The organism is Mesorhizobium sp. BH1-1-4 (assembly GCF_020165665.1).
Classification (GTDB): Bacteria; Pseudomonadota; Alphaproteobacteria; order Rhizobiales; family Rhizobiaceae; genus Mesorhizobium.
The window spans coordinates 165,057-184,059 of sequence record NZ_JAIUIN010000010.1; the positions used below are offsets into that span (position 1 = coordinate 165,057).

16 protein-coding genes are annotated in these 19,003 nt (G+C 65.8%); 11 read left to right on the top strand and 5 right to left on the bottom strand.

What is annotated here, in order from left to right; genetic code table 11:
• From LB569_RS18995 to LB569_RS19015, 5 genes are all read left to right on the top strand, one after another.
• A complete protein-coding gene (locus LB569_RS18995) occupies positions 1–3,156 on the top strand; it encodes an efflux RND transporter permease subunit (RefSeq protein WP_224693648.1) in 3,156 nt (1,051 codons plus the stop codon).
• Between the two features lie 11 nt (positions 3,157–3,167).
• Positions 3,168–4,661: an efflux transporter outer membrane subunit gene (locus LB569_RS19000; protein WP_224693649.1), complete on the top strand. Its 1,494-nt coding sequence runs from the start codon at positions 3,168–3,170 to the stop codon at positions 4,659–4,661.
• Between the two features lie 85 nt (positions 4,662–4,746).
• Complete coding sequence (locus LB569_RS19005; protein ID WP_224693650.1) at positions 4,747–6,237, top strand: ATPase domain-containing protein; 1,491 nt, start codon at positions 4,747–4,749, stop codon at positions 6,235–6,237.
• The gene (locus tag LB569_RS19010; protein WP_224542719.1) at positions 6,234–7,277 is read left to right on the top strand and encodes a sensor histidine kinase; all 1,044 of its coding nucleotides are present in this window, start codon (positions 6,234–6,236) and stop codon (positions 7,275–7,277) included. The genes LB569_RS19005 and LB569_RS19010 overlap by 4 nt, the downstream gene beginning before the upstream one ends.
• Positions 7,278–7,362: 85 nt before the next feature.
• Positions 7,363–8,445 (top strand): sensor histidine kinase, encoded by a 1,083-nt coding sequence (locus LB569_RS19015; RefSeq protein WP_224693651.1) that lies wholly within the window; start codon positions 7,363–7,365, stop codon positions 8,443–8,445.
• Between the two features lie 141 nt (positions 8,446–8,586).
• On the opposite strand, the gene LB569_RS19020 is transcribed toward LB569_RS19015, so the two are convergent.
• On the bottom strand, positions 8,587–9,123 hold the full coding sequence (locus LB569_RS19020; protein WP_224693652.1) for a DUF6428 family protein: 537 nt from the start codon (positions 9,121–9,123) through the stop codon (positions 8,587–8,589).
• Positions 9,124–9,165: 42 nt separating this feature from the next.
• On the opposite strand from LB569_RS19020, the gene LB569_RS19025 reads away from it, so the two are divergent.
• The 5 genes from LB569_RS19025 to LB569_RS19045 all read left to right on the top strand — a co-directional run bounded on the left by LB569_RS19025 (position 9,166) and on the right by LB569_RS19045 (position 12,872).
• Positions 9,166–9,519, top strand: coding sequence for an ArsR/SmtB family transcription factor (locus LB569_RS19025; protein WP_140708696.1), 354 nt, complete (start codon positions 9,166–9,168; stop codon positions 9,517–9,519).
• Positions 9,516–10,223: an aquaporin gene (locus tag LB569_RS19030; RefSeq protein ID WP_224693653.1), complete on the top strand. Its 708-nt coding sequence runs from the start codon at positions 9,516–9,518 to the stop codon at positions 10,221–10,223. The genes LB569_RS19025 and LB569_RS19030 overlap by 4 nt, the downstream gene beginning before the upstream one ends.
• Positions 10,220–10,633, top strand: a complete 414-nt coding sequence (arsC, locus tag LB569_RS19035; RefSeq protein WP_224693654.1) for an arsenate reductase (glutaredoxin) — start codon at positions 10,220–10,222, stop codon at positions 10,631–10,633. The genes LB569_RS19030 and arsC overlap by 4 nt, the downstream gene beginning before the upstream one ends.
• Positions 10,614–11,852: an arsenite efflux MFS transporter ArsK gene (gene arsK, locus LB569_RS19040; RefSeq protein ID WP_224693655.1), complete on the top strand. Its 1,239-nt coding sequence runs from the start codon at positions 10,614–10,616 to the stop codon at positions 11,850–11,852. Before arsC ends, arsK begins: the two co-directional genes overlap by 20 nt.
• Before the next feature lie 138 nt (positions 11,853–11,990).
• Positions 11,991–12,872 (top strand): EamA family transporter, encoded by an 882-nt coding sequence (locus tag LB569_RS19045; protein WP_224693656.1) that lies wholly within the window; start codon positions 11,991–11,993, stop codon positions 12,870–12,872.
• 45 nt (positions 12,873–12,917) lie between these two features.
• Here the strand turns inward: LB569_RS19045 and LB569_RS19050 are convergent, their stop codons facing one another.
• Positions 12,918–13,847, bottom strand: a complete 930-nt coding sequence (locus LB569_RS19050; protein WP_224693703.1) for a LysR family transcriptional regulator — start codon at positions 13,845–13,847, stop codon at positions 12,918–12,920.
• Between the two features lie 96 nt (positions 13,848–13,943).
• Here LB569_RS19050 and LB569_RS19055 point away from each other — a divergent pair, with 96 nt between their 5' ends.
• Complete coding sequence (locus LB569_RS19055) at positions 13,944–14,954, top strand: zinc-dependent alcohol dehydrogenase family protein (protein ID WP_224693657.1); 1,011 nt, start codon at positions 13,944–13,946, stop codon at positions 14,952–14,954.
• Between the two features lie 189 nt (positions 14,955–15,143).
• On the opposite strand, the gene LB569_RS19060 is transcribed toward LB569_RS19055, so the two are convergent.
• From LB569_RS19060 to LB569_RS19070, 3 genes are read right to left on the bottom strand one after another with little or no spacing between them, the layout of a single operon-like run.
• The gene (locus tag LB569_RS19060) at positions 15,144–17,456 is read right to left on the bottom strand and encodes a xanthine dehydrogenase family protein molybdopterin-binding subunit (RefSeq protein WP_224693658.1); all 2,313 of its coding nucleotides are present in this window, start codon (positions 17,454–17,456) and stop codon (positions 15,144–15,146) included.
• Positions 17,453–18,436, bottom strand: coding sequence for an FAD binding domain-containing protein (locus tag LB569_RS19065; RefSeq protein ID WP_224693659.1), 984 nt, complete (start codon positions 18,434–18,436; stop codon positions 17,453–17,455). Before LB569_RS19065 ends, LB569_RS19060 begins: the two co-directional genes overlap by 4 nt.
• Entirely contained in the window at positions 18,433–18,906 is a 474-nt protein-coding gene (locus LB569_RS19070; protein WP_224693704.1) for a (2Fe-2S)-binding protein, read from the bottom strand. The genes LB569_RS19065 and LB569_RS19070 overlap by 4 nt, the downstream gene beginning before the upstream one ends.
• Positions 18,907–19,003 lie beyond the last annotated feature (97 nt).

Here is a 19,003-nt window from a genome sequence, read left to right on the forward strand (position 1 = left end):
ATGTCAGCATTTTTCATCAACCGGCCGATCTTCGCCTGGGTGATCGCAATCGTGATCATGCTGGGCGGCCTGCTCGCGCTCACCACGCTGCCGATCTCGCAATATCCGCAGATCGCGCCGACCACGGTCAACATTTCCGCCACCTATCCCGGCGCCGACGCGCAGACGGTCGAGAATTCGGTGACCAAGGTCATCGAGCAAGGCATGACGGGCATCGACAATCTCGACTACATGACGGCGACGTCGACCTCGACCGGCTCGGCCTCGATCACGCTGACCTTCACCAGTACGGCCGATCCCGACACCGCCCAAGTGCAGACGCAGAACAAGCTGCAGCTGGTGCAGTCGCAGCTGCCGCAGGTGGTGCAGAGCAACGGCATCACGGTTTCAAAGTCCTCGACCGGCTTCCTGATGGTCATCGGCTTCGTCTCCAGCGACGGCAAGATGAACTCGACCGACCTCGCCGACTATGTCGACGCCACCGTCAACGACACGCTGAAGCGCGTCGAAGGCGTCGGTTCGACGCAGCTTTTCGGCTCGGGCTACGCCATGCGCATCTGGCTCGACCCCGACAAGCTCGCCAAATACGCGCTGATGCCGAATGACGTGGCGAGCGCGATCGAGGCGCAGAACACGCAGGTTTCGGCCGGCCAGCTCGGCGGCCTGCCGGCGCGCAAGGGCCAGCAGCTCAACGCCACCGTGACCGCCAAGAGCCGGCTGCAGACCGCCGAACAGTTCCGCAACATCATCCTGAAGAGCCAGACGGACGGTTCGCTGGTCCGCCTCAACGACGTCGCCACCGTCGAACTCGGTGCCGAGAGCTATACGACGCAGGCCAACTATAACGGCAAGCCGGCGGCGGGCGTCGCCGTCAGCCTGGCGACCGGCGCCAACGCCATTAGCACCGCCGAGGCGGTGCGCTCGACGATCAACCGGCTGAGCTCGACCTTCCCGCAAGGGGTCGAGGTCGTCTACCCCTACGACACTTCGCCCTTCGTGCGGCTGTCGATCGAGGAGGTGGTCAAGACGCTGGCCGAGGCGATCGTGCTGGTGTTCCTGGTGATGTTCATCTTCCTGCAGAATCTGCGGGCCACCATCATCCCGACCATCGCGGTGCCGGTGGTGCTGCTCGGCACGTTCGGCGTGCTGGCGCTGTTCGGTTATTCGGTCAACACGCTGACCATGTTCGCCATGGTGCTGGCCATCGGCCTGCTCGTCGACGACGCCATCGTGGTCGCCGAAAATGTCGAGCGCGTCATGCAGGAGGAAGATTTGTCGCCGAAGGAGGCGACGCGAAAATCGATGAACGAGATAACCGGCGCGCTGGTCGGCATCGCCACCGTGCTGTCGGCGGTGTTCGTGCCGATGGCCTTCTTCGGCGGCTCGACCGGTATCATCTACCGGCAGTTCTCGGTGACCATCGTCTCGGCCATGGTGTTGTCCGTGCTGGTGGCGCTTGTGCTGACGCCGGCCCTTTGCGCCACGATCCTGCGCCGGCCGAAGGACCATGCCACGCAGACAGGCCCGTTCGGCTGGTTCAACCGCATGTTCGATCGCGGCACCACGGCCTATCGCGACGGCTCGCACGGCATCATCAACCGGTCCTGGCGCTTCCTCGCCGTGTTCCTGGCCATCGTCATCGCCATGGGCTGGATGTTTGCCCGGCTGCCGAGTTCGTTCCTGCCGGAAGAGGACCAGGGCATCCTGATCACCAGCGTGCAATTGCCGGTCGGCGCCACGCAGGACCGCACCGAACGCGTGCTGAAGCAAGTCACCGACCATTATCTCAAGGACGAAAAAGACGCCGTCGATGGGGTCTTCACCGCCTCGGGCTTCGGCTTCGGCGGCGCCGGGCAGAATGTCGGCATCGGCTTCGTGCGGCTGAAGGATTTCGCCCAGCGCAAGTCGCCCGCGATGGCCGCGCAGGCGATTGCCGGCCGCGCCATGGGCGCCTTCCGAGAGATCAGGGACGCGCAGGTCTTCGCGCTGGCGCCGCCCGCCATCCAGGGCTTTGGTAATACCAACGGCTTCGATTTCTACCTGCAGGACGTCAATGGCGCCGGCCATGACGCGCTGATCCAGACGCGCAACCAGCTTCTGGCTCTTGCCGCGGGGAGCAAGGTGCTCGCCAACACGCGTCCCAATGGCCAGGAGGATCAGCCGCAATTCTCGGTCGACATCGACCAGGAGAAGGCCAGTGCGCTGGGTGTCAGCCTTGCCGACATCAACAACACGCTGTCCAGCGCCTGGGGCAGCGACTATGTCAACGACTTCATCGATCGCGGGCGGGTGAAGCCGGTCTACATGCAGTCGGACGCGAATTTCCGCATGCAGCCGGAGGATCTCGACAAATGGCAGGTGCGCAATGCCAGCGGCGCCATGGTGCCGTTCTCGGCCTTCGCCTCCAGCCACTGGACATTCGGCTCGCCCCGGCTCGAACGCTACAATGGTTCGGCCGCGGTCGAGATCCAGGGCGCGGCGGCGGCGGGCGTGAGCTCGGGCGCGGCGATGGACGAGATCGACAAACTCGTCGCGCAACTGCCTCCCGGATATTCGCATGAATGGACGGGGCTGTCGCATCAGGAGCGGCTTTCGGGCAACCAGGCGCTGTCGCTCTACGCGATCTCGGCGCTGGTCGTGTTCCTGTGCCTGGCCGCGCTTTACGAGAGCTGGTCGATCCCGTTCGCGGTCATGCTGTCGGTGCCGATCGGCATCTTCGGCGCGCTGGCGGCGGCAACGCTGTTCGGCCAGACCAACGACGTTTATTTCAAGGTCGGCCTGCTGACCACGATCGGCCTTGCCGCCAAGAACGCCATCCTGATCGTCGAGTTCGCCATCGAGCGGCAGGCGGCCGGGATGGGGCTGGTCGAGGCGACGCTGGAAGCGGCGCGACAACGATTGCGGCCGATCCTGATGACATCGCTGGCCTTCATCCTGGGCGTCACGCCGCTCGCGATCGCCAGCGGCGCGGGCTCGGGCGCGCAGAACTCCGTCGGCATCGGCGTGATGGGCGGCATGATCGCGGCGACCGTGATCGGCGTGTTCATGGTGCCGCTGCTGTTCGTCACGGTACGGCGCATCTTCAAGGGCAGGGTGGCCAAACCAGATCCTGGGCAGGATACGGGCGAAACGCCGGTGACGGCCAACCAGCAATAAGGGTTCTTCACATGACAGGTCTTGAACGTGGCTCGGTGGCCGCGAAGCGGTTCCTTGCGCCCATCCTCAGCGCGGCCATGCTCGCCGGATGCGTCGTCGGCCCCGACTATCGGACGCCCATCCTGCCGATGCCGGCAAACTGGAGCGGCCAGAAGCCGCCGAAATCCGTCCAGCCGGCGCGGCTGTCGCAATGGTGGCGGCGCCTGCGCGACCCGCAGCTCGACACGCTTGTCGAGGAGGCGGTCGCCGGCAATCTCGATGTCGCGACCGCCAGGGCCAAGATCCGCGAGGCGCGCGCCAGCTACCGGCAGTCCGCCGGCACGTTGCTGCCTTCGGCGGATGGCTCCGGGTCGGTCACCCGCAACAAGTCGGCCGCGACCACATCGGGGACCGATTCCATCTACAGCCAGTACCAGTCCGGCTTCGACGCCAGCTGGGAACTCGACCTGTTCGGCGCCAACCGCAGGGGCGTCGAGGCGGCGCGCTACGACGTGGACGCGTCCGAGCAGGAACTGCGCTCGACGCTGCTGACGCTGGTTGGCGACGTGGCGTCCTATTATGCCCAGGCGCGCGGCTACCAGGCGCGCATCGCGCTCGCCCGGCGCTCGGCCGCATCGCAACGGCAGACCGCCGAACTCACGCGCACCATGGCGCAGGCGGGTACCGCGACCGCCGCCGATGTCGCCAAGGCGATGGGGCAGGCCAGCAGTACCGAGGCCTCGGTGCCGACACTGGAAGCAAGCTATGCCGAGGCCGTGCACCGGCTTTCGGTGCTCACCGGCCGGCCGCCGGCCGCGCTCAGCGAGCGGCTGAAGCGAAGCGCCCCGATCCCGGCGCCACGGCTGCCGATCCCGACCGGCATCCCCGCCGACATCCTGCTGTCGCGCCCGGATGTGCTCATGGCCGAGCGGCAATACGCGCAATACACCGCCAAGGTCGGCCAGGCGGAAGCCGCGCGCTATCCCACGGTCAGCCTGACCGGGGACATCAGCACCACGGCCTACAAGCTCGGCGATCTCGGCAAGAATTCCTCTATCGGCTGGTCCTTCGGGCCGACCCTCAGCGTGCCGCTGTTCAATGCCGGGCAGCTCAAGGCGGCCGTTGAGGTGGCTCAGGCGCAGCGCGACCAGTATTTCATCGCCTACCGGTCTTCGGTGCTGACCGCGCTCGAGGATGTCGAGAACGCGCTCGTCTCGCTGGCGCAGGAGCGTATCCGGATCGGCAAGCTAGCCTCGTCGGCGAAATCCTATGGCGATGCGGCGCGGCTGGAAGGCACGCTCTACAAGGCCGGCGAGACCAGCCTGCTCGACGTGCTCGACGCCCAGCGCTCGCTCTACTCTGCCGAGGATTCGCTGCTACAGAGCCGCGTCCTGCTGGCGACCAACTACATCGCCCTCAACAAGGCGCTCGGCGGCGGCTGGGACGGCGCGGTCGATACCGCCAGGCCCGAGATCGTCGACGTCAAGACCGGTCCGCGGCTGGCTAAGGCGGCGGGCCAGGGCTGACCGGTTTGTGTTTAGGAGCGCTCCCGGCTGGGGAACCATCGCAACCCACGTCCGTTACGGTGTTCACGAAACACGAGGGGATAATGTGGACAAAGAAGACGATGCCTCACCAGTCGCTTCCGGCGTTGAAGGCCTCGACTATGTGCTGCGAGGGGGCTACGCCAAATTCCGCTCGCATCTCGTCGAGGGCAGGCCCGGATCCGGCAAGACGACCGTCGGCCTGCAGTTCCTGATCGAGGGCGCCCGCAAGGGCGAGACATGCCTTTACATCACACTGTCGGAGAGCAGGCGCGAACTGCTGTCGGTCGCGGGTCGCCATGGCTGGGATCTGAATGGCATCGAGATCCTCGAACTGGTGCCGCCCGAGCTCAGTCTCGATCCCTCCCAGTTGCAGACGCTGGTGCATTCGTCAGATCTGGAGCTTGGCGAAACCGTGCAGTCGGCGCTTGCCGAGATAGAGCGCATAAAGCCCGACCGGGTGGTGTTCGATTCGTTGTCGGAGATCCGGCTGCTGTCGCAAGGGTCCTTGCGCTATCGCCGGCAGGTGCTGGCGCTGAAAAGCTTTTTTCTGCTCAACAACGCCACCGTGCTGCTGCTCGACGACCTTACCGCCGAGCATGACGATCTCAACCTGCATTCGATCAGCCACGGCGTTATTCGAATGGAGCAGCTGTCGCCGGCCTATGGCGGCGAAAGGCGGCGCCTGCGCGTCATCAAGATGCGCGGTGTGCAGATCCGTGGTGGCTTCCACGATTTCGCCATCCGTCCGGGCGGCGTCGTGGTGTTTCCCCGGCTTGTCGCCTCCGAGCATGAGCTGGGCGAGCACGGCACGCCGGCAGTGAGCACGAGCTCCCTCGACGCACTGATCGGTGGCGGCCTCGATCGCGGTACCAGCACGTTGCTGATGGGGCCTTCCGGCATCGGCAAGTCGAGCATTGCCTGCACCTACGCCCATGCAGCGCTTGCGCGCGGCGAGCGGGTGCTGGTGCTGCTGTTCGACGAAACCAAGCGCATCTTCCTCGCCAGGGCGGCTAGCCTAGGCATGGATTTCGCCAGTTACGTCAATGACGGCTCCCTGTTGCTCGAGCAGGTCGATCCGGCCGAGCTTTCACCTGGTGAGCTGTCGACGCGCATCCAGTCGGGGGTGGAGCAATCGGACGCGAGAATCGTCGTCATCGACAGCCTTACCGGCTATCTCAATGCGCTGTCCGAGGAGCAGCACCTGCTGCTGCAGATGCACGAGATCCTGACTTACCTCAACCAGAGGGGCGTGGTCACCATCCTGCTTCTGGCCAATCACGGGCTCATCGGCCAGATGGCCGCTCCCGTCGACATGACGTATCTATGCGATGCCATAATGCTGCTGCGCTTCTTCGAAAGTGGCGGGCGCCTGCGCCGTGCCATCTCGGTGGTCAAGAAGCGCGTCGGTCCGCACGAGGATACGATCCGCGAGTTCAAGATCAGCGGCACCGGGGTTGCCGTGGGCGTGCCGCTGGAGGAGTTTCGCGGCATCCTGACCGGCGTGCCGTTTTTCGAGGGCAAGCAGTCCGACCTTCTCAAGGACAAGCCGTCGTGACGGCAGCGGAAACCTCCGTGCTCGTGCTGACTCCGGTCGGACGCGACGCCCGGATCGCCGTCTCTATTCTGGCGGCGAGCAAGATAGACGCGCACATCTGCTCTTCCCTCGAGGACACCTTGCCGCTGCTGGAGCAGGCTCAGTGCCTGGTGGTTGCCGAGGAAGCCCTTATCAACGTGGATCGAGGCCGTCTTGCGGCGTGGCTCGAAAGGCAGCCGGCATGGTCGGATTTTCCGATCGTGCTCCTGGTGATGCGCGGGACCGATTTCGACAAGCGACTGGCCTTTCTCGATCGCTACCTCATCGTGCTGGAGAGGCCCTTCCTGGCGTCGAGCCTGACCAATTCCGTGCGCTCGGCGCTGCGCGCACGCGCTCGCCAGCTTGAGGTCAAATCCTATATCGAACAGAAGCAGGAGGTCGCCGACCGGCAGAAGCTTCTCATCCGCGAGTTGCATCATCGCGTCAAGAACACACTGGCCAATGTGCGGGCGATGATGGGAGCAACCGCCAGGTCGAGCGGCAGCATCGAGGATTTCATGAAGGACTTCTCGGCCCGGATCGTCTCCCTGGCCGACACGCACTCGATGCTGACCGATGATTATTGGCAAACGGCCTCTTTGCACAAGCTGCTGGAGCGGGAGCTTCGTCATTACGAGACGCGCGACACGCCTCGCATCGTGATCGAAGGCCCCGATGTCGCGCTGATTGCCGATATCGCGATCCCGGTCGGCATGGCGTTCCATGAACTTGCCTCCAACTCTTCCAAGTTCGGCGCGCTCTCGCGCCCGCTCGGCCGGCTCGACGTGCGCTGGTCGGTCGGCAGGGCCGGCGACGCGCGGATCGTCAATCTCGACTGGAAGGAACTGGACGGCCCCAGGGTCGAGCCGCCAACGCGGCGCGGTTTCGGCACGACGCTCCTGGAAAAGGTGGTGGCCGTGCAATGCGATGCCAGCATCAGGCTGAACTATCTTCGCGACGGCCTGCATTTCACCATGGCGCTGCCGTTGCGCGAGACCAGGCTGGTGCCGGCCTATTCATGATGCCGTTGGAACTGCCGCTTTGGCGATAGCTCGCCCGTCACTTCGCTGATATTAGTGCCATCCAGAAATGTCCTGGATGCACAATATGACGTCGAATTCAGACAAGGCGGAGACGGTCGAGCAGTTGCTCGAAACGCCGGATCTAGCCAGCGCGCTGGAAAGCGAACAGTTTAAGAAATTCCTCGACCAGGTGCCGATTGCAATCGCGGTTTCGGATCTCGGCGGGCAGGAACGTGTTGTCTATGCCAATCCGGAGTTCGAGAAACTGTCCGGCTTGAAGGCGGCCAGGCTCGCCCAGATGGACTGGGCGGCACTTTCCGGCGTCGGCCTGCACCAGAACAAAGATCGCGCGCTGTCCGACGCGGTGGTAGACGATACCGATTTCATCGGTACGTTCCGGCTGGAGCGGGTCGAGGACAAACCTACCATCGTGGACGTCTATTCCAACGTCATCGAGGATGACAATGGCAGGGCCTGCTTCCGTCTGGTGGCACTGGTCGACGTCTCGGCGCATGGCGAGACCGAAGATGCACGTTCGATCGAGGAGCGGGTCCGCGAGAAGGACACTTTGCTGCGCGAATTGCAGCACCGGGTGAAGAACAATCTGCAAATGATCACCGCCTTGATCCGGCTCGAAACGCGCAATGCGACCGAGCCGGACCAGAAGCGATTCGAAAGACTGGCCGGCCGCGTCGATGCTCTGGCGATCCTCTATCAGACGCTTTCGGGCGAGGAGCACAAGGAAGAGGTCGATCTCGGCGTTTATCTCAGCCAGATCGCTTCGGCCGTAATGGCCTCGCATGCTGTCGAGGGCATTCGCCTCGACATGAAGGTGGACACCTATCCGGTCTCCATCAACGTTGCCATGCCCACTGGCCTGGTGGTCAACGAACTGCTGACCAACGCGCTCAAACATGCATTTCGCGGGCGTGACAGCGGGACGATCACGCTGCATAGCGTCGTGAACGGTGATGGCTGCCGCGTCGTCGTCGCCGATGATGGGATCGGCTTGCCGGAAGGCGAGAGCTGGCCCAAGCAAGGCAAGCTCGGCGCCCTCATCGCCCAGTCGCTGACGGAGAACGCCAAGGCCGAGTTCGACGTGGCTTCCAGCGCCGATGCGGGCACCCGGGTCACGATCGTGTTCAAGCGCTCCGCCGCCGCGGCCTAAGGCCGTTCCTGAAGTGTGCCTAGCGTTTTCCCTTGGTAATTGGGTGAAACAGCGAGTTGGATGGTGCATCACACCGGGACTGTCGCCCGATGCCAACCCTGAACTGAGGGACGAAGCCTTCCTTGCTTGGAGGCGAGCGATTTATCCGCAACACGGTTGCGAGCCGACGGGAGGCTCGCAGCAGGCCTTGGGTTTTCGACCCTCCTCCTGCCAACGGTCGCGCGGCTTGCAGCTTGCCGGCCGGGGCGAAAGGTCGACATGCACGGCGCCGTCGGCGAGCTGGGGAAGGGCGGCCCGATAAAGCGCGATCGGACGCACACCGTCGCTGACCTCGAAGGTCAGCCGGGCGGAAGGGTCGAGATCGACATGCTCGGTCACCTTGCGGATGATCGCAGAGAATTTCCCGGCCGGCATATGCATCCGGTCGCCCTCGTCGACGTCCCAGAGCTGGATGAAGATCTCGGCCCAGGCTTCCGGGTTGGCGCCGCAGTCCAGCGCGGCGAATGTGCCGGCCTTCACCTCGGTGACGTGGTAGCCGGGCTTCACCGACCGGCCATCATGGAAAAACACCAGCTGCCTGTCCTCGTGGCCGGCCAGAAAGCCCAGGAGACCAGCGATGGTGATGTCCTCGGGGTCACCAGTGGCGGGTTCAAATTCCCGATTGTCAGAGGCGAGCATGTGCGGTAATCCTTGTTTCAACATTTCTAGGATTGTTGAAATATGGATGAACGTCAAGCCCTGTCGGCCTTCGCGGCCCTTTCGCAGGAAACGCGGCTGCGCATCCTGCGGCATCTGGTGATCGCGGGTCCGGATGGTATTGCCGCGGGCGCCATCGCCGAGAAGGTCGAGGTCTCGGCCTCGAATGTGAGCTTCCACCTGAAGGAACTCGAACGGGCAGGGCTGGTAAGCGTGCGCCGCGATTCCCGCTCGATGGTCTACAGCGCCGAGTATGAAGCGCTGAGCGGGCTGATCCGGTTCCTGATGGAGGATTGCTGCTCCGGACGGCCGGAAATCTGCGCGCCGGCGCTGACGCCAAGCTGCTGTGCGGCCGATGCGCGGGAGACGGCGCGATGACAGTCGAGCGGCAGTTCGACCTGCCGCGTCGTCTGGTCGCGGAAAGCCTCGGCACGACGCTGCTGGTGGCCACGGTCGTCGGTTCGGGGATCATGGCACAGTCGCTGACGAGCGACGGCGCGCTGGCACTTCTCTGCAACACGCTGCCAACCGGTGCGAGCCTCGTCGTGCTGATCACGATCCTCGGCCCGATATCCGGTGCCCATTTTAATCCGGCCGTGTCGCTCGCCCTGACGTTTTCGCGCCGGCTGTCGGCCGGCGACTGCGCCCTGTATATGCTGGCCCAGCTTACCGGCGGCATTGCCGGCACGGCGATCGCGCATCTGATGTTCGACCTGGCGCCGCTGGCGCTGTCGACGCATGGCCGCACCGGTGCCGGGCAATGGCTTTCGGAAGGCGTCGCGACCTTCGGCTTGCTTGCCGTCATCCTCGCCGGCCTGCGCTTCGAACGCGTGGCCGTGCCCTGGCTGGTTGGCCTCTATATCACCGCTGCCTATTGGTTCACCGCCTCGACCTCCTTCGCCAATCCCGCGGTCGCGGTGGCGAGGGCGCTCACGGACACGTATTCCGGAATCAGCCCGGCAAGTCTTCCCGGCTTCATCGCCGCCGAGTTCGCAGGCGCCGGCTTCGCGCTGGTGTTGATGACGTGGCTGCTGCAGCCGAAATCCGAAATCCAATCTCTTGCCGTCGAGGCCGCGCCATGACCGTAACGATCTACCACAATCCCGACTGCGGCACCTCGCGCAACACGCTTGCCATGATCAGGGCGAGTGGCGAGGAGCCTGTCGTCATCGAGTATCTGAAACATCCGCCCAGCCGGGACCGCCTGCGCCAGTTGATCGCCGCCATGGGAATTCCGGTGCGCGCTGTACTGCGCGAAAAGGGCACGCCCTATGCCGAGCTTGGCCTTGCCGATCCCAAATGCAGCGACGAGCAGCTGCTCGATGTCATGCTGAGGCATCCGATCCTGATCAACCGGCCGATCGTCGAGACGTCCAAAGGGACGCGGCTGTGCCGGCCGTCCGAGCTTGTGCTCGACCTGCTTGACCATCCGGTGAACCATTTCACCAAGGAAGACGGCGAGGTGGTCACCGGTGACCGTGGCAGCAAGTGATCGGGGCCTATCCGACCTCGATGCCTCGGAACGCGCGCCGATAGCCGCGATTGCCGCCCTGGGGATCACCCAGATCATCGGCTATGGCACGCTCTATTACAGCTTCAGCATCCTTGCCGCCGACATGGCGAGGGATTTGGGGTGGCCGACCGAATGGATTTTCGGCGCGCTTTCGGCCGCCTTGCTGGTTGGCGGCCTGACGGCGCCCTGGCTGGGACGCTGGATAGACCGCTTCGGCGCCGGGAAAGTCATGACCGCCGGCTCGGTGCTGGCAGCGGCGGCACTCGCCGCCTGCGCGAGCGCTCCCACGGCCGTGGCTTTCGTGGCGGCGCTGATCGTCCTCGAAGTGGCATCGAACCTGGTGCAGTACGGCGCCGCCTTCGCGCTGCTGGTGCAGATCAGGCCGCATGCCGCGCAACGCGGCATTACCTACCTCACCCTCATTGCCGGCTTCGCCTCGACCGTGTTCTGGCCGATCACCTCGGCCTTGCACGCGCACATGTCGTGGCAAAGCGTCTATCTTGTCTTCGCGGGGCTGAACCTGCTTGTCTGCCTGCCGCTGCACGCCTGGCTCTCGCATGGGCTTGCCAAGGGCAGGCGGGCGGCAAGCGCGCCGCCACGGCATATCAAGGGATCGCTTCCCGCCTCGTCGCGGCCGCTCGGCCTGGCGCTGATGGTCATTGCCTTCTCGCTGCAGAACCTGATCGCCGCCGCCGTGCTGGTGCATATGGTGCCGCTGCTTTCCGGACTTGGCCTCGGCGCGACCGCCGCCATCGTCGGAACGCTGTTCGGGCCGTCACAGGTGTTGAGCCGTTTCGTCAACATGGTCTTCGGCGGCCAGCTGTCGCCGCTGATGCTTGCCATCATCTCGGCCAGCCTGATGACGGCCGGTGTGGTCGTGTTGGATAGTACCGCGCCCTCCATCGCCGGTGCGATGGCGTTCGCCGTCATCTTCGGCATGGGCAACGGGCTTTTCAGCATCGTCACCGGCTCGTTGCCGCTGACGCTGTTCGGCAGCGAGGGCTACGGCCGGCTGCAGGGGCGGGTGATGTCGGCCCGGCTGATCGTGTCGGCCGTCGCGCCTTTTGCCTTGTCGGTCGCCATCGTGCATGTCGGCATTGCCTGGTCGCTCGGCGCGATGGCGCTTTTGGGCGCCGCAGCGCTGCTGGTCCTGGCAGCGATCACGAGACTGCCGGACGGGCGCAGCGACCTGATGTGACGTTCGACGGCGATGCTCGCCGCCATTTAGCCGTGCCCTCATCGAGGCATCCGCACTGCATCACGACAGCCAGGCCGGTTCACCCTATTGCGTTGCTGCCGGCAGGTTTCCGCCTGCCGGCATGGAGGATGGACCAACGTGACATCAATGCCGGTTGCCAGCCGCGAAGCAGCACCCTTGCCGGTCGCGGCGCTGATGGGCGCGATGGTGTCGATCCAGATCGGCGCCACCTTCGCCAAGACGCTGTTCCCGGTGATCGGCGCGCAAGGCACGACGACGCTGAGGCTGGTCATCGGCGCGCTGATGCTGATCGCCGTGCTGCGGCCCTGGCAGATGCGGCCCTCGCGCGCCACTCTGCCGTGGCTGGTCGCCTATGGGGTGACGCTCTGTGCGCTCAACCTTCTGTTCTACGCCGCCCTTGCCAGGATCCCGCTCGGCGTCGCGGTGGCGCTCGAATTTTCCGGGCCGCTGCTGGTGGCGACGCTGACCTCGCGGCGCGCCAGTGACTTTGCCTGGATCGCGCTTGCCGTCGCCGGCATCGTGCTGTTGTCGCCCTTTATCCACTCGCTAAAGCCGCTCGATCCGATCGGGGTGATGCTGGCGCTGGCGGCCGGCGGTTTCTGGGCGCTCTATATCGTGCTGGCGCAGAAGGCGGGCGCCGAACTCGGCACCCGCACCACCGCCTATGGCATGGCCATCGCCGCCGTTCTGGTGCTGCCCTTCGGCATTGCCGAGGCGGGCAGCGGCCTGGTAGCACCCTCGATCCTGGTCAGCGCGCTGCTCGTCGGCCTGTTCTCCAGCGCGCTGCCATTCTTCCTGGAAATGGTGGCGCTGACCCGCATGCCTGCCCGCATCTACGGCACGCTGACCTGCCTGGAGCCGGGCCTCGGCGCGCTCGCCGGGTTCCTGTTCCTGCGCGAAAGCCTGACCATGCCGCAACTGGCCGGCATCGCGGCGGTCATTGTCGCCGCTGCCGGCACCGCGCTAACATCGAAGCCGCCGGTGCCGTCGCCGGAGTAGGGGCGGCGACCGGGCGTCACGCCTGGGATAGACGCTCCAGCATACTCACCCCCTCCACGGCGGCTCCGGCGCGAAGCGCTTGCCGATCCAGTCGGCGAAGGCGCGGGTCTTGGCGGCCTTTCCCTTGGCCGAGGGCGTGACGACATAGACCGCGCCTTCGTCCGCCAGCGTCCATTCCTCCAGCACGGGCACCAGCCGTCCGTCGGCGAGCTCGCGGCCGACCAGCCAGTCGGTGCTCATCATCAGGCCGGCGCCTTGCACGGCGGCCTGGACCAGCACCTCGGCATCGTCGCTGACCAGGGGCCCCGAAACCTCGACGCGCGCGCGCCGGCCCTCGCGGTCGGTCATCTCCCAGGCCGGAAAGGTCTGGAAGCCCGAGAAGCCCAGGCAAGAATGGTCGAGCAGCGCTTGCGGTGTTTCCGGGCTGCCCCTGCGGGCGAGATAGGAGGGAGCCGCGCAGAGCAGCCGGCGCCGCGTCGCCACCTTGCGCGCCACCAGGCGCGAATCCTCCAGGCTGCCCAGCCGCACGGCGACGTCGAAATTCTCGGCGACCAGGTCGGTGAAGCGGTTGGAGAATTCGGCCTCGATGCGGACATCGGGAAATTCGGCAAGGAATTGAGGCAGTAGCGGCCCGATCCACATGCGCCCGAACGTGCCGGGCAGCGCCAGCCTGAGCACGCCGCGCGGGCGCCCGCCCGTATGCGCGGACGCGACGGCCTCGGCCTCGTCGACGGAAGCGAGAATGGCGCGCACGCGCACCAGGAACTCGGCCCCCGCTTCGGTCAGCGACACGCTGCGCGTCGTGCGCGAGAGCAACCTTACCCCCAGCCGCGCCTCCAGCGATTGCAGGCGCCGCGACAGGATGGTCGCGTCACGCCCGACACGGGCCGCCGCCCTGGTGAAGGACCGCGCCTCGGCGATGGCGGCGAAGGCAGCCATTTCGGCAAGGGTCGCGGGCTCGTGAGATTGCTGCATCATTCACAGTTCTCAATTGCAGAAAACAAGGATTATCCAGAGATAGCGCAGCAAATAGGTTCACTCAATCCATCAATCGTCCACCGGAGTGAAACCATGAAAGCCATCGAACTCAGCCAGCCCAAGCTGGGCGCCTTCCGCGCCGCCACTGTCGCGGACCCCGAACCGCAGCGCGGCGAGGTGCTGATCCGCCAGCGTGCGGCGAGCCTCAATTTCGTCGATGTGGCGGTGGCGAGCGGCAATTATCCCGGACCGAGTTTCCCGCTCATTCCCGTCGCCGACGGCGCCGGCGAGATCGTCGCGCTGGGCGAGGGCGTGACGAGGTTCGCCATCGGCGATCGCGTCGTCGCCCATGCCAAGCCGCGCTGGATCGGCGGCCCGCCGCGGCCTTACGAGATGACGCAGATGCGCGGCGTCTCGCTGCCGGGATCATTGGCCGAATATGTCGTGTTGCCGGCCAATTCGCTGGTGCCGGTGCCGGCGCACCTCTCCTTCGAGGCGGCCTCGACGCTGCCGATCGCCGGCACCACCGCCTGGAACGCCATCCGCGCCGCCAATGTCGGTCCGGGCTCGGTCGTCGTCCTGCTTGGCACTGGCGGCGTCTCGATTTTTACCCTGCAACTCGCGAAAGCCGCCGGCGCCACCGTCATCATCACCTCGTCGTCGGACGAAAAGCTGGAACGGGCGAAGACCCTGGGCGCCGATCATCTCATCAACTACCGCGCGACATCAGACTGGGAGGGCAAGGTGCTGGAGCTGACCGACGGCCTCGGCGCCGACCTCGTGGTCGAGACCGGCGGCAGCGCCACCTTCGCCCGCGCCGTCAACGCCACCGCGCCCGGCGGCACGCTGTTCACCATAGGCTTCGTCACCGGCGCCGAGGCCACGATCAACCTGCTGCCGATCATCATCAAGGCGCTGAAGGTGGTCGGCAACAACACCGGATCTGTGTCCGATCTCATCGACGCCGCCCGGGCCATCGGCGCGGCGGGGATCGAGCCGGTCGTCGACAAGGTGTTTTCACCTGGTGAGGCGACCGAAGCCTACGCCCACATGGCCGCCGGCGGCCTGCATTTCGGCAAGCTGGTTTTCGCATTGGAATGGTGAGGTTTGCGCTTGGCCGCCCCCCTCTGGCCTGCCGGCCATCTCCCCCTCAAGGAGGGAGATCATTCGCTTCATCGTCTTCGCCAATGATCAAGGCTGTCGAGCTGGCGGAGCGCCAAAGCTGCCAATCTCCCCCCTTGAGGGGGAGATGCCCGGCAGGGCAGAGGGGGGCGCCTCGCACCACGCCTCTGTCTAAATCAGCTTCTCCAGGGTGATCGGCAGATCCCTGATCCGCTTTCCCGTCGCGTGGAAGACCGCATTGGCGATGGCCGGCGCGATGCCGACGATCGCCAGTTCGCCGACGCCCTTGCCGCCGAGCACCGAGGAGTGGGGGTCGGGGATGCCGACCGAGATCGTCTCGATGTCGGGGATGTCGGCATTGGTCGGCACGAGATAGTCGGCGAGGTTGTTGTTGACGATGCGGCCGTGGCGGCGGTCGACGATGCCTTCTTCGAGCAGCGCCTGGCCGATGCCCATGATGATGCCGCCCTTCCATTGGCTTTCGGCCAGCTTCGGATTGTAGAGCCGGCCCGAATCCAGCGCCGAAACCACGCGCGACACGCGCACCGTGCCGAAATCCTCGTCGACGCGCACCTCGACGAAATGCGCGCACCAGGAGTGACGGGAATAGTCGCCCTCGGTGTGCGGCAGCGCCATGGCGATGGTGGTGTAGTTCTTGTAACGGTCTTCGGCGCTCGAGTTGACCGGCATGGTGTCGCCCGTCGCCTCGATATGCTCCCGGCCGACGCTTTTGAGCAGTTCGGAGATCGAGACATCGGGGCCATCGCCGCGTGGCGCGGTGATGCGGCCCTTGGCGACGACCAAAGTATTGGCCTGCAGCGCGTGGAAGGGCGAGCGCGGATCGCTGATGGCGAGCCCCACCAGTTGGTCGAGCGCCGAGGTCGCCGCCTTGTGGACCGCGCCGGTCATCACGCCGGCCAGCCGCGAGCCGCCGGAGACACCGGCACGGGGAAAGCGGGAGTCGCCCAGTTTCACCACGACGTCGTCGGCGCTCACGCCGACCGTCTCGGCGGCGGTCTGCGCCAGGATGGTGTAGGTGCCCTGGCCCATGTCGATGGAGGAGCTTTCGACCTCGACCGAGCCGTCGGCCAGGATGCGCACGATGGCCTCGCCATAGGCGCGCCGCACCGGATAGGTGCCGGCGGCGACGCCCCAGCCGATCAGATGGTTGCCGTCGCGCATCGAGCGTGGCTCAGGCGAGCGCCTGGCCCAGCCGAAGCGTTCGGCGCCCGCCGCGAAGGCCTCGCGCAACTGCCTGGTCGACCAAGCTTTTTTCGCATGCGGATCCTGCTCGGCATAGTTCCTCAGCCGGATTTCCAGCGGATCGATGCCGACCTCGTAAGCGAGCTCGTCGATGGCGCTCTCGATGCCGAAGGCCGAGGGGTTTTCGCCCGGCGCGCGCATGGCGCCCGGCACCACCGAATTCACCCGCACGACGTTCTGTTTCGATGAGAAATTCGGCGTCGCGTACATGATCGAGGTGACCGAGCCCAGCGGCTCGACCCACATGCCCTCGATCGAGGTTTCGTTGACGCCGCGATGCACGATCGACTGGATTTTTCCGTCATGGTCGGCGCCGATCGTCACTGTCTGGCGGGTCGCGGCGCGGCCGCCATAGCCGGTGAAGGTCTGCGCCCGCGTCATCACCAGCCGCACCGGCCGGCCGAGCATTTTGGCGGCACTCGCGGCAATCGCGCCATGGCCGAGCGCCAGCGCCTTGGAGCCGAAGCCGCCGCCGACATAGGGCGACACCAGCCGCACATTCTCGAAGGGTACGCCGAACCATTCGGCATAGGTGCGGGCCATGCCGTCCAGCCACTGGCTCGGTTCCCACACGGTGAGGTGGTCGCCCTCCCAGCGCGCGATCAGGCCATGCGGCTCCATCGGCGCCTGGTATTCGCGCGGCGTGTTGTAGGCGGCGCAGATCCTGACCGGGGCGGAGGCGAAGGCGGCGGCCGCGTCGCCCCATTCCTTGGTCATGGCATCGACCGGGATGCCGTCGCCGGCCTTGCCGTCGCTGAGGTCGACGATGGCAGGCGTCTCGTCATAGCTGACCTTGACCATCGCCGCGGCGGCCACGGCCTGCTCGAAGGTCTCGGCGACGACGGCCGCGACATGCTGGCCCGAGAAGGTGATGTCGCGCGCCAGGGGGCAATAGGGCTTGTCGGGCGGCGGCGTGCCGAACCAGTCCGCCGCGGTTCTCAGGCTGATGATGGTGTCTGGCGTCAGCACCTCGAGCACGCCCGGTGCCGCCTCGGCCGCCTTGCTGTCGATGGCGCGCACCTTGCCGGATGCGATGGTGCTTTCGACCAGCACGGCATAAGCGAGCCCTTCGAGCTGCTGCTCGACCGCGTATCTGGCCGCACCCGTGATCTTGGCCGGGCCGTCGACGCGCGACAGCCGGCCGCCGACGGCCTCCACCAGTGCGCCGTCGGCGGCGTCGCCCCGTTTTGTTTCACCAACTCTGATGTTGTGAACGGTCATGCCGCTTCTCCCAATTTGAGGATGGCGCGTGCGACGACGCGCGGCGCGAGTTCGATCTTGTAGTGGTTGGCGCCATGATCGACGGCGCCTTCGACGGCGAGCAGGCTGGCCGCGCGGACAGTTTCCGGCTCCAATGCCTTGCCCTTCAAGGCGTCTTCCACGGCCCTTGCTCGCCAGGGCTTGGTGGCAACGCCACCGAGCGCCACGCGCAGATCGCGGATGGTGCGTCCGTCGGATTCCAGTTCTAGCCCGACGGCGGCACTGGCCGCGGCGAATTCATAGGACTGCCGGTCGCGGACTTTCAGGTAGGTCGAGCGCCGCGCGGCCGCGGAGGCGGGGATTTCGATGGCGGTGATCGTCTCGCCCGGTTCGATCGCGTGTTCCTTGTCGGGCGTCGTGCCCGGCAGCAGGAAAAAGTCGTCGACCGGGATGCGCCGATCGCCGAGATGGACGACCGCATCGAAAGCGACAAGTGCTGCGGCGAGGTCGCCGGGATACAGGGCGATGCAGGCCTCGCTGGTGCCGAGCACGGCATGGCCCCTGGTGACGCCGCCTATCGCCGAACAACCGCTTCCGGGTTCGCGCTTGTTGCAGGCGGCGAAGTTCGAGGGATCGCGGAAATAGGGGCAGCGCGTGCGCTGCATCAGATTGCCGCCGATGGTCGCCATGTTGCGGATCTGCGCCGATGCCGCCTGCCACAGCGCCTCGGATATGGCGGGGAAGCGGCTCTTGATGTCCGCGTGGTCGGCGACATGGCCCATTCTGGCGAGCGCCCCGATGACGGCGCCGCGCTCGTCGATCTCGATCCGGTCGAGCCCCTCGAGATGCGTTATGTCGACCAGCGTGTCGGGCTCGGCGACGCCGCATTTGGCGAGGTCGATCAGCGTCGTGCCGCCGGCGAGCAGCATCGCGCCGGGGAGTGCCGCCGCCTGGCGGGCGGCGTCGGCCGAGGTGGCGCGAAGATAGGAAAAATCCCTCATGACGCGACCTCCAGCGCCGCCTGGCGCACGGCGGCGACGATGTGCGGATAGGCGCCGCAGCGGCAGAGATTGCCGGCCATATATTCGCGGATTTCTTCGTCCGAGCCGGCATGGCCCTCGCGGATGCAGGCCACCGCCGACATGATCTGGCCCGATGTGCAATAGCCGCACTGGAAGGCGTCCTGTTCGAGGAAGGCAGCCTGCACGGGATGCAGTTCGCCCTCCCGTGCAAGCCCCTCTATGGTGGTGATCGTGCGGCCCTCGGCTTGCGCTGCCAGCGTCAGGCAGGCCAGCACGCGCTCGCCGTCGACATGGACCGTGCAGGCGCCGCACTGGCCATGGTCGCAGCCCTTCTTGGTGCCGGTCAGGCCGAGGCGATCGCGCAAGGCGTCGAGCAGCGTGACACGCGGTTCGAGTTGCAACTCGTGATGCTGGCCGTTGATATCGAGATGAACGGGAATTTTGGTCATTTTCGTCATGGGCGTCTGGCTCCAGTTGCTTGACGCGAAGTCGGTTGATCACGTTGCGCGGCCGGGCTGCCGGCTGGTTAAAACTGCCCGGCCTTTG